Origin of the sequence: Paenibacillus ginsengihumi DSM 21568, from assembly GCF_000380965.1 — a bacterium.
Lineage (GTDB): Bacteria > Bacillota > Bacilli > Paenibacillales > NBRC-103111 > Paenibacillus_G > Paenibacillus_G ginsengihumi.
The window spans coordinates 87607-98559 of record NZ_KB905561.1; the positions used below are offsets into that span (position 1 = coordinate 87607).

8 protein-coding genes and 2 pseudogenes are annotated in these 10953 nt (G+C 56.6%); 7 read left to right on the forward strand and 3 right to left on the reverse strand.

What is annotated here, in order from left to right:
- Positions 1-47: 47 nt before the first annotated feature.
- Positions 48-662 carry an SCO family protein gene (locus tag F591_RS0109975; protein WP_019534457.1) on the forward strand — a complete coding sequence of 205 codons (615 nt, stop codon included), beginning with the start codon at positions 48-50 and terminating at the stop codon, positions 660-662.
- Between the two features lie 40 nt (positions 663-702).
- Entirely contained in the window at positions 703-1629 is a 927-nt protein-coding gene (locus tag F591_RS0109980; RefSeq protein ID WP_019534458.1) for an AEC family transporter, read from the forward strand.
- A 51-nt stretch (positions 1630-1680) separates the two neighbouring features.
- Here the strand turns inward: F591_RS0109980 and F591_RS27760 are convergent.
- A pseudogene (locus tag F591_RS27760) lies at positions 1681-2059 on the reverse strand (toprim domain-containing protein); the annotation flags it as partial.
- 429 nt (positions 2060-2488) lie between these two features.
- On the opposite strand from F591_RS27760, the pseudogene F591_RS30255 reads away from it, so the two are divergent.
- Positions 2489-2792 (forward strand): annotated as a pseudogene (locus tag F591_RS30255) (DUF2268 domain-containing putative Zn-dependent protease); the annotation flags it as partial.
- Positions 2793-2958: 166 nt separating this feature from the next.
- On the opposite strand, the gene F591_RS0109995 reads toward F591_RS30255, so the two are convergent.
- Complete coding sequence (locus F591_RS0109995; RefSeq protein WP_019534459.1) at positions 2959-4554, reverse strand: S-layer homology domain-containing protein; 1596 nt, start codon at positions 4552-4554, stop codon at positions 2959-2961.
- 416 nt (positions 4555-4970) lie between these two features.
- Between F591_RS0109995 and F591_RS0110000 the strand changes: the two genes are divergently transcribed.
- The 4 genes from F591_RS0110000 (at position 4971) to F591_RS0110015 (ending at position 9562) form a co-directional block, all read left to right on the forward strand.
- Positions 4971-5405: a hypothetical protein gene (locus F591_RS0110000; RefSeq protein ID WP_019534460.1), complete on the forward strand. Its 435-nt coding sequence runs from the start codon at positions 4971-4973 to the stop codon at positions 5403-5405.
- Between the two features lie 69 nt (positions 5406-5474).
- Positions 5475-6620, forward strand: coding sequence for a transglutaminase domain-containing protein (locus F591_RS0110005; RefSeq protein ID WP_425414348.1), 1146 nt, complete (start codon positions 5475-5477; stop codon positions 6618-6620).
- Positions 6621-6739: 119 nt separating this feature from the next.
- A complete protein-coding gene (locus tag F591_RS0110010; RefSeq protein WP_019534462.1) occupies positions 6740-7468 on the forward strand; it encodes an HAD-IA family hydrolase in 729 nt (242 codons plus the stop codon).
- 45 nt (positions 7469-7513) lie between these two features.
- Complete coding sequence (locus F591_RS0110015) at positions 7514-9562, forward strand: peptidoglycan D,D-transpeptidase FtsI family protein (protein WP_019534463.1); 2049 nt, start codon at positions 7514-7516, stop codon at positions 9560-9562.
- Positions 9563-9721: 159 nt separating this feature from the next.
- On the opposite strand, the gene F591_RS0110020 is transcribed toward F591_RS0110015, so the two are convergent.
- Positions 9722-10570, reverse strand: a complete 849-nt coding sequence (locus F591_RS0110020; RefSeq protein WP_019534464.1) for a sugar phosphate isomerase/epimerase family protein — start codon at positions 10568-10570, stop codon at positions 9722-9724.
- Positions 10571-10953: the final 383 nt, after the last annotated feature.

Below are 10953 nucleotides of genomic sequence, written 5' to 3' on the forward strand. Positions count from 1 at the left end.
GGGGATTCTTTTTGTCAATTTACTATGATGGAGGTTTGAGGGCTTTCATGAAAAATAACGGGTTCAAATGGGTCATTATCGTCCTGCTGCTCGGCATGATCGGTTATCTTGCTTACATGCTGCTCCAGGAGCCGGGGAGAGAGATCGGCGTGCTCAAGAAGGCGCCGGATTTTACGCTGGAGGACTTGAACGGCAATCAGGTAAGCTTGGCCGATACCGCGGGCAAGGCCAAGCTGGTCTATTTCTATTACTCCACCTGCCCGGACGTCTGCCTGCCGACGACTTACACGCTGTCGAAAATTCAGGACAAGCTGAAGGAGAAGGGCGTATTCGGTTCGGACACGGCCATCGTTTCCATTACCTTCGACCCGACGAAGGATACGAGGGAACGGCTGCAGGAGTTTTCCAAAATGAACAATGCCGATTTGAGCGGCTGGTATTTCCTGCGCAATCCGGACAATGATGAGGCCGCGGCGATGCAGCTTGCCACGGATTACGGCATTTTGGTCGTGAAAGACCCGCAAGGCGACACCTTTACCCATACGAATTATATTTTGCTGGTCGACGGCAAAGGGAATATTCGCACTTATTATTTAGGCGACGATCCGGACCTGGACCTTGATCTCATCGTCAACGATTTGATTCAAGTGAGCAAGGAATAATCTCGGCAAGGAATAACTTCAAGGAGTCCTGCATTCTGCTATGACATACTTCTGGCATATTTTGCTGAACAACGTTATTCCGCTGACGATTATGATCGGCATCGGGATCATTTTGTACCGGGCCTTCAAGCTGGATATCAAAACGTTGTCGAAGCTGAATTTCTACTTGTTTTCGCCGGCGATCGTCTTCAAAATGCTCTACGAATCGACGATCTCGCTCGGCGTTCTGCTGCAAACGCTGCTGTTTTTTGCTATTTTCTTCGCCGCGATGTTTCTGATTGTGGAACTGGTCATCCGCATCCGCGGCTATCGCGGCGGCATGGTGCCGGCTATGCGGAACAGCGTCATCTTTTATAACAGCGCCAATTACGCCCTTCCGCTCAATCAGCTGGTGTTTGTCGGCGATACGTTCACGCTGTCGATCCAGATCATTATTATGATGATGCAAAGCCTGCTTCCCAATACGTATGGCATCTACAGCGTCAATGCGCAAAAGAAGGCCGATCTGCGGGCGACGATGAAGACGATCTTCACGCTCCCGGTCATCTACATCATTCCGATCGCGTTCTTCATGAGAGGCTTCGACATTCCTGTGCCGGACCCGATCTATGCCCCGATCAATTATGTGTCCAACGCCTTTATCGCTACGGCCTTGCTGACGCTCGGCGTGCAGCTCGGCAGCATGAAGTGGCAGTTTAACTTTTCCGACGTGATGCTGTCGAATGTGCTCAGGCTGTGCGTCGGGCCGGCTGTCGGCTTTCTCATCGTCTGGGCGATGGGGATCGACGGCTTGATGGCCAAAGCGCTGATTTTGTCCTGCGCGGTTCCGACATCGCTCAGCAGCGTGCTGATCGCCGTCGAATACGATAGCGAGCCTGAATTTGCGTCACAGGTCGTCTTTTCGTCGACCATTTTCAGCATTTTTACGGTGACGCTGGTCATCTATTTGCTGCAGTTTATTGGTTAAGCCGCGGCTGCCTGCAGGCGGCTGCGGTTGTCCCCAAGCCGGGTCCGAGGAAGGGTATTGAATGTACTCCTCGAGCCCGGCTTTTTCCAATTGCTTCAGCAAATATTCCTCCGGCGTCCCTTCGACCCCGGCGTAGTAATTGCTTCAGCAAATATTCCTCCGGCGTCCCTTCGACCCCGGCGTAGCCTCTGCGAGTATAGATTTGCTCGGCGTCCGGGAAAGTGTCGCGCAGGATCGCTCTTATTTTTTTGCCCGACGAATCGTTGTCGGTGAATAGGTACAGCTCGCGGTCGCCGACCTTCTTCTTCAAATCCTCCAGCCTTGCCGTATTTAAAGAGCCGTAGGTGCATAAGATTAACACTTGATCGGTCAGCAGCCGTTTCAACCTCGTTTTGTCGTTTTTTCCTTCAACGATGATGGCGATCGACATGATGTCACCTCATTTGCGCGGACGTTATTGACGGATCGGCACCGCGTGTGCTGTGGCGTCTGCTATCGTTAGACAATCTCCTGTTTATAGTATATGTATTTTGGCTGTAAGCTCCAATCATTTTATGTATGCATTTCCCGGGAAATGTCGACTGCGGGGGGCGGGGGGGATAAAATGCGGCAGCAATCGATGGAACGTTCGACATGCACGGAAGATTGGCGAATGACGCGCGGATTAACGACCGTAACTGCTTGACTATGACGTTGCGTCATAGTGTAAAATTACCGCAATAAACGACCTGGAGTGATGAAAAATGAATATTAAATCGGAATGTGGATAACTCAACCCTGTGAATAACCTGCCATGGTGCCACGGAATGCTTGTTTCAATGAGTCTTTGAAGGCCGGGTGTTAAGTCTTCTTACAATGGCTTGGCCCCTGGGTAACGAATACAGACGCCGAAACACTGAACAAGCGCATTAAGCCTGTGCTTAGGGAGAAGTTGCAATTAACAGGCTTTGATCAATTTGCCCCGTATCTTTACGGCGCCGAGATCGCAAAGCTTCAAAACTTTAAACCGGTCAATATGCCTTATAGCGCTGGCTACGCTTGCGGATATTATTTGATTCAATATTACTTAAGAAACGATCTTCGAGGCCACAATAACGCCTGCTGCTCAAATACTGGACGAGGTAGAAGAGTTTTGGGATGAAGACACGATTATTAGCGGTTAAAGATATTGCCCAGATGACAGGCATTACTGCTCGGACCCTGCATTATCTGGGGGGAAGATTCGGCAAAACGCATGTCGTTATGGATAAAGTTTAAAAAGCGGCCCGGCTAATTGCCGGGCCGCCGTGATGCGGAGAGTGGTATTGACCTGGCTTTTGTTGCTGTGAATTAGTTGATGAAGTCGGCTTCTGTCAGAAGACGCTTCAGCATCGTTGCCGATTGCGCGCGCGTCGCGCTCAGACGCGGTCCGATCTGGTCGTCGGTCATGCCGTCGACGATGCCGGACTCGATCGCTGCCGCGATTTCAGCGTCTGCCCAGACGATGTCGCTGGAATCCACGAATTTCGCGAGCAGCTCAGCTTGACGGCTTGCGCTCACTTCCGGCTTGAAGCCTGCGTAATCCAGCGCGCGAACGACCATAGCGGCCAGTTCTTCGCGGTTGATGTAGTCGTGCGGACGGAACGAGCCGTCTTCGTAACCGTCAACCAGCTTCGCAGCTGCCGCGGCGCCGATCACGCCGGTATACCATTCGCCGGACTTAACGTCGTTAAAGTAAGTGGAGCCGGATACGCTGCTGGTATCCAGTGCCAGAGCCCGAACGACCAAAGCCGCGAATTCAGCGCGGGTAATGCTGCGCTCCGGTTGGAACAGCTCGTCCGTTACGCCCTCGACGACAAGCTTGTTAGCCAGCAGCTCGATGTTGCTTTGAGCCCAATGGCCGGCAATGTCCGTGAAGCTCTTGTCCAGCTCAATGACGAGGTAAATGCCGTGGCCTGCGTGCTTCAGCGTAGCTGCACTCTTGTCGTCTTCCGTGGCGAAGAGCGTCGGAACGAAGCTCAGCTTTTTCGTCGTCGGGTTGTATACGACACCGGTCGCCTTGCTTGCGTCAACCGTTTTGTCGAGCGCGATCTCGCGGCTCATGTAGTTGTTGCCGAAGCTCGCATCGACCGTTTTGTTCTCATTACCGACCAGTTGGACATAGAAATGGACAGCATCGCCGGCAGCCGTTGCGCCAAGCGCTTCTGCCGCAGCTTTCGCGGCATCGGCCGCAGCCTCGTCCGCTTGAGCAATGCCTACCTTCATGAACAGATCGTCGATCTCCGCGGAAGCTTGCGCGGACAGGCTGTCCAGATCGACCGCTTTCAGCGGAAGGATGTAGGTGCCGGCATTGCCTGCGATCACGATCTTCTTGCTGGCGTCGCCTGCGAATTTCTCCAGCGCTTTGGCCGGGATCAAGACGAAGTTGCCGCTAAGCTTAAGAGTGACCGTATCGTAGTTCTGCAGAGCGGATTCCAGGGAGTAGGCATCGATTCGGCCGTCGCTATTCACCGTCAGCTCGCTGCCGGTGCCCCAGTAACCGCCGCCACCGCCACCGCCGCGACCGCCGCTGCTACCCGAGCGATAGACGGTTTCGTATACGGATTCCGTAACGTCGCCGTCAGAGATGACGGCCTTCAGGCGCAAATAATCGTAATTGCCAAGGTCTACTTGTCTGAAGTCATAAAGGTTATAAGTACCGTCATAGGTGGAATAAGTTGCTGGTACAACCCCCAGTTCGGTACCGTCCGGCGAATAGATGTATACCTGCGAGGTGACGTTCTCGCTGTATACGTCGGAATAGACAGACCCGCTCACTGTTCCGCTTCGGTACTCCAGCCCGCTCTTGAATCCTGTTGCTGCAAACGCGAGAACAGGCACGACCAGAGTAAGAACCATCAAGAGCGCGGTCACTTGTGCCGTTTTGCGTAAAACAGCAGATGTCATGAAGCGTTCACTCCTATCAGATTTAACAGGTAAATGATTCGTGCGGTCAAACTTTCTTTGCAATGCTTTTCACCTCCTTAAATATAGCTCCAATTAAACGAGTTCGCAGGTGACGGCCTGTTTTGGGTCCGTCCTGCAAAATAATGTTGCCGGCGGGCCCGCTTGGCAGCGATGTTCAAAGCACAGTCCGGCGGGATTGAAACGGGAGCACAATCCCTGCTACAATCAGGCTGAAGACAATAAATCCCTTGCTTCCGCCAGCGCTCGACGCCGAAGCTGGCCATCTCATTTCCCGGCAGATGGGTAATGGAACAGACGCCCGGAATCAGAGCGGTAAACGACGGTGCCGCGCCGAGCAAGACGGCAAGCGGGGATAAGATCGGATAATGCGCATGCAGGAAAAGGGGAGGGTCATTTTGGAATTTATCAGTACGTTTTTGGCAGAGCGCTGGTTCGTTGTCGTCGGGGTGCTGCTGGCGCTGGTTATCGTCATTAAAATCGTCAAGACTGTCGTCAAGTGGGTGATCGTGCTGGCGCTGGTCGCCGGCCTGTTCTATTACGGAGCCAGCTACAAGGACCAGCTGCTGGAGCTCGGCACGACGGCGGCCGCGGCAGTCACGGCGGAAGTGAAGGAGCAGGCGCTGCAGGCGATTCAGAACGAGCTGAAGGATGCGAAGTATGAATCGGGACCAGACGGAACGTTCGCAGTGATGACAAGGAGCGTGCGGCTGGAAGGGAAGACCGGTTCCGCCGAGGTGAAGGTGACGTTCATGAACAAGACGTTCACCGTCAATGCGGACGGGATTTTGAAGACGGTGATTGAGCAGGCGAAGCAGAACGCGGGCTTGTAATTTGCGGCTTTCGCCGATGAACGCGGATCGGCCGGAGCAGCGAAGCGAGGAGGGGTTGCTGTGGAGATTCTGAAGGAATGGACGGACGGCTGGAACGCCGTCACCTTGCTGATCGGGCTGACGCTGCTGTATTCCATCGGCCACGGCATGCGCCGCGGCGCCTCCTCCTCGGCCAGGCGGCTGGTGGCGATGATGCTGGAGGGGGCGGTGACGGCCGCTGCCCTATTCGCCGCATGGCACGTGGCCAGCGCCCTGTCGCCGGTCGTGCAAGCGTGGCTCTCCGGACTCGGCATCGCCATCCCGGCGCGCGAGCTCGGTTTCGGGGAGCAGCTGTACTATACGTTTGCGACGGCCGTAAGGGATTTTCCGCTGCTCCGCTTCAGCCTGCTGTTCGTGCTCGCCTACCTGCTGGGCAAGCAGCTGCTGTACCGCATAGCCGATCCGCTTGTCGACCGGTGGTCCCCTAAATCGCCGCTTTCCGAACAGGAGCGGCGGTCCGCTCCTTCGCTGTGGAGCAGCGCGATCGGCGCCGGCATCGGCGCGGTGACCGGCGTCGCCTGGGCCTTGCTGCTCGTCGCGCTGCTGTTCGCCGTGACGACGCTGTTCCCGCAGTCTCCGGCTGCGACTTACATTCAAGCCTCATCGCTTTATCAGAAGGGCGCCAAGGAAATCATCCAGCCGGTTACCGGCGAATTTCTTGCCAGCCGGCTGCCGGTATTCACCCGGGCGGTGGAAGAGGAATTCGCAAGCATTTTGCAGCGGAAATACGAGGTTATCGATGCGAACATTCCTTCAGACATTGCGGCAGCGGCCAAGCAGATTGCGGCGGACGGGCGCACGGACGAGGAGAAGGCGAAGCTGCTGTACGAGTGGGTTGGCACCCGGATCGCGTACGATTGGGAGAAGGTGCGGCTGTACGAAGAAGAGCGAACATGGAAGGAGCAGACTCCGGAAATGACCTTTGCGACCAGGCAGGGCGTATGCATCGACTACTCCCGGCTGTATGCGGTCATGGCCCGTTCGGTCGGACTGGAGGTCAAGGTCGTCACCGGGCTTGGCTATGACGGAAGAGGCGGCTACGGTCCGCATGCCTGGAACGAGGTGTACTTGTCGGAGCAGCAGCGATGGGCGCCGCTCGATTCCACCTGGGTATCCAGCGGGGGGAATTGGTTCGATCCCCCGAATTTCGAAGAGACGCATATTAAGGAAGCTTGAGCATGCCGAGACGGTTCTTTTTTTTCCATCGTGATGAGGGGAAGGAGAGCCGATTTCGGCTTCTCCTTTTTGGAACGGAAATGTGGTAAACTGGTAAGATGAGATCAGGGAGGGAACGGATGATGACGATCCGGCTGCGCAAGCCGCTCAATCAATATAAAGCGATTTTTTTCGATGCGGGAGATACGCTGATGACGATTCCCGAATCGAAGGCGATCATGCAGCGTTATTTGTCTTCGCTAGGGCTGCATCGGGACCAGGAGCGCATCGGTGAACTTTTTGAAGAGGCATTTCGTCAATTTTATTACGGGAAAGAGCACGGCCCGGCGACGGTATGCACGCCGGAAAGCGACCGGGCGTTCTGGGTGGAGCTGTACCGTTACATATTGACCAGGCTGGACGCGGGCAAGGAATCGTGGAGCGAGGAACGGATTGGCGAGGCCAGCCGCGGGTTGTACGAGCTGTTCACTTCGCCGGAGCCGTACGCGCTGTTCGAGGATGTTGCGGAAGCTATTGCAGCGCTGGCTGGCCGCGGCTTCCGCCTCGGCATCGTGTCGAATTTCGCGCCGACGCTGAAGTCGATATTGGAGCATAAAGGCATCCTGCATTATTTTCATCCGGTCGTCGTCTCCACGGAGGTCGGACTGGAAAAGCCGGACCCGGCGATTTTCAGGCTCGCGCTGGAGCGGTCCGGGTTCGCGGCAGACGAGGTGCTGTATGTCGGCGACCACGACCTGAACGATCTTTGGGCTCCCGCCCAGGCGGGCATCGACGCCGTGAAAATCAAGCGCTACGCATACCATACCGGGGACGGCATTCATTCGCTAAGGGAATTATTAATGCTGTAAACGTCGGACGCTGGGCAACAACGAGGGGAAGGGAGAAGCAAGGCCGTGAAAAATCAGCTGCTGACGGATGATCCGAAAAAACGCGAAGTCAACAAACGGCGCGCTTTTACGCTGCGCATTAATGTGTTCTTTTTCGCTACGTTCTTTCTGTTCTCCATATTGATCGTCCGCTTGGCGATGCTGCAGTTCGTGCAAGGGGAGGAGCTCAAGGCGCAGGAAGCGCTCGTCTCCAAGAAGGATACGCCGATTCCGCCGATCCGCGGCAACATTTATGACAGGTCGGGCGTGCCGATCGCTTATACGTCGTCCGCGCAGTCGCTGTACTTCCGGATCGAATCGGGGCAGAAGAAGGACGAAGTCATCGCCCTGGCTTACGAGCTGGAGCGAATTTTCAGGGAGTACGGCAGAACGGACGCCGAGCACCCCCCGTTGACGGCCGCCGACATCATTAAGGGAATGGACGTCGGCTACGACATCAACAAGAACGATGTGCCGATCATCAACTATTCCTACGTGCCGCGGAGAATCAAGTCCGATCTGACCAAGGACGAGATCGCTTATTTGATGGAGCGCCGGGATCAGCTGAAGTGGCTTGAGATTATGGAGGAAAGCATCCGCAATTACAACGATGAAGAGAACCGGATGGCCGTCCAGCTGGTCGGTTACATGCGCTCCTACTCCGTCGCCCGATCTAACGATAATCTCGGATACAAAAATAAAGAAGGCTATATCGATACCGAATATGTCGGCTTCGACGGCATCGAGCTGATGTACCAGGACGTGCTCCGCGGCAAGAACGGGTACAAGACGTATCCGGTCAATGCCGCGCAAAAAATCGTCGGCAACGTGACGATCACTCCGCCGGAAAAAGGCCACAATCTGTATTTGACGATCGACAAAGAGGTGCAGAAGGCAGCGGAGCAAGCGATCGTGGACCAGCTGGCTTATATGAAATCGCCTGCCGCCCGCGCGAAGCGATACGGCTATGCGCCCAATGCGAGGGCTGGCTATGCGGTGGCGATGGAGGTCAAGACCGGCAAGGTGGTGGCGATGGCCAGCATGCCGGACTACGATCCGAACCTGTGGAACGCCGGCAGCATGCCGGAGACGACCTACAGAACGAAGGTAGCGCCGTACGTCAACAACGGAACGATTACGACGGCTTATCCGGATTATCCGGAGGATCAGCTTAAATATCACCCGTCCTCGATCGTCTATGTCGGCTCCACCATCAAGCCGCTGTCGGTGCTGATCGGTCTCAAGGAAGGGTTCTTTAACCCACGGACGACTTATTACGACTCCGGCGTATTTTATTACGGACGGGACAACAGCGCCAGATTGCGGAATTCCGACGGCAAGGCGTTCGGAAACATCAATGCGACGCAAGCGCTCCGTTTCTCGTCGAACACGTTCATGTCGGCGATGATCGGGATTCCGTTCCATGCCAAATACGGCGCGAAGGCGCCCGACGTGTGGGCGGAATATTTGGCCCAGTTCGGCCTGGGCGTCTCGACGGAAAGCGGGCTGCCCCGGGAGTACGCCGGGCTGAACGAATTCCAGACGAACACGAAGGAGTCGGTGCAGTCGCGCATGGTGTTCGCTTCGTGGGGACAGAACGAGAAATATACGACGCTGCAGCTCGCCCAATACGCCACGACGCTGGCCAACCGCGGCAAGCGGCTGAAGCCGCTGCTCGTCGACAGAATCGAAACGTACGAAGGGGAGCTTGTGCAAAAGTTCGACGGCCCCGTTGTGCTGAACGAGGCCGAGTTTTCCCCGCAGCACTGGGATGCGGTCATCAGCGGCATGGAGAGTTCGGTGCAAGGCTTCGGCGATTTTCCGTATTCGCTGGCCCGCAAGACCGGGACGTCCACGCAGTGGGTGGCCAAGAGCGAGGTCGACAACGCGGTGTTCATCGCCTTCGCGCCGAAGGAGAACCCGACGCTGGCCGTCGCCGTCGTCGTGCCGGAAGGGGGCTTCGGCGCCTGGGGGGCGGCGCCGATCGCGCGCAAAATTTTCGACGCATACGACCAGCAGTACGGGCTGGACGGCGTGCCGAAAGGAAAGGCGGCGGAGGGCGGCCAACAGCAATAATCCTTGGACGCGGAACCGGGGACCCGGCGTAGGGGTCTCCGGTTTTTCTGTCCCAGGACAAACGGCCGCCAGAGCGCGGCCGCAAACTAATAATCCCCTTGGCGCTGTGAACTGCTCCCTGCGGGGAGCAGTTCACAGCGCCAAGGGGATTTCGTGCTTTTATTCCAGTCCCGCTGCCGCGAAAACTTTGGCGAAGCCCCGCTGCGAACGGGCAAGCAGCTCCTCCGCCGGCTGCGTGGGCGGCTCCTGCGTTAATATTTCCTGCGCGACGGGACCGCGATAGCCGATGCGGTGCAGCCCTTGCAGAAATGACGCCAGGTCGATGACGCCCTCGCCCGGATATACCCGCCCGTTGTCGAGCGCTTCCGATACGGGAACGTCGGGCGCGTCGTTGATATGCACGTGGACGATCTGATCGGGAGACAGCCGGACAATGTCGTCGTAGGTCGCCTCTGACGTGTACCAGTGATACGCGTCCAAGAGCAGGCCGACGTTCCGCTTGCCGATCGCGTCGATCCAGTCCAGCGTGCTCGGAATATCCCAAATGAACGGATGGGCCCAGCGGGTGCGCAAATGGTGCGGTCCGACGAATTCGAGCCCGAGCCGGATTCCGTAAGCGTCCAATATTTCCGCGCAGGTGCGCAGCCGGCGGGTCGCCAGCGCCATGAAGCGCGCCGGGTTCATGTCCGTCGACGGCAGCACATAAGTGCAGCAGCGGGTAACCCCCAGCGCGGAAGCCGCTTCCGCGTCCTGGACGACCCTGGCCAAGCCTTGCCGGAACGCTTCCTCGGAGCCGCGCCATTCCGCGGCCAGCCCGATCGCCCCGATCTGTACGCCATGCTTCCGCAAATAGGCCTGGACGGCTTCGGCGCCTTCAGCCGCAATCCACTGCTCCAGCTCCTGGCCCCCGGCGTCCACAGCTCCGAAGCCGTATCGCGGCGCGAGCGCGACGAACGCCGGCAGCTCGCCGACCGGCCCTACCCCGGCCCGCGTTAACCCTTTGATCATAGGACAAAGCTCCTTTCTATCTTGAAAAATTGGACGGGATTCCTCCGACGAATTTTTCAATACCGAAGGTGACGACCGATGACGAAGGAATCGTTCGTCATAGGCGTCTTCTTGAAAATTTGGCGGTATACGCCGACAAAATTTCAACACCGAAGGTGACGACCGATGACGAAGGAATCGCTCGTCATAGGCGTCTTCTTGAAAATTTGGCGGTATACGCCGACAAAATTTCAACACCGAAGGTGACGACCGATGACGAGAGGAATCGCTCGTCATAGGCGTCTATCTTGAAAATAGCGCTTGGGGCGCGGCCTGTTTTCATCTTCTGATGGTGCTGCGCCAGCGGCATGGGCGTCTATCTTGAAAATAGCCCGGGGGGGCTC

Excerpts from the sequence above, each read along its gene's own strand:
- F591_RS0109975 (WP_019534457.1), top strand. The coding sequence starts at position 48 with ATGAAAAATAACGGGTTCAAATGGGTCATTATCGTCCTGCTGCTCGGC.
- F591_RS0110020 (WP_019534464.1), bottom strand. The coding sequence starts at position 10,570 with ATGATCAAAGGGTTAACGCGGGCCGGGGTAGGGCCGGTCGGCGAGCTG.
- F591_RS0109995 (WP_019534459.1), bottom strand. The coding sequence starts at position 4,554 with ATGACATCTGCTGTTTTACGCAAAACGGCACAAGTGACCGCGCTCTTG.
- F591_RS0109980 (WP_019534458.1), top strand. The coding sequence starts at position 703 with ATGACATACTTCTGGCATATTTTGCTGAACAACGTTATTCCGCTGACG.
- F591_RS0110010 (WP_019534462.1), top strand. The coding sequence starts at position 6,740 with ATGATGACGATCCGGCTGCGCAAGCCGCTCAATCAATATAAAGCGATT.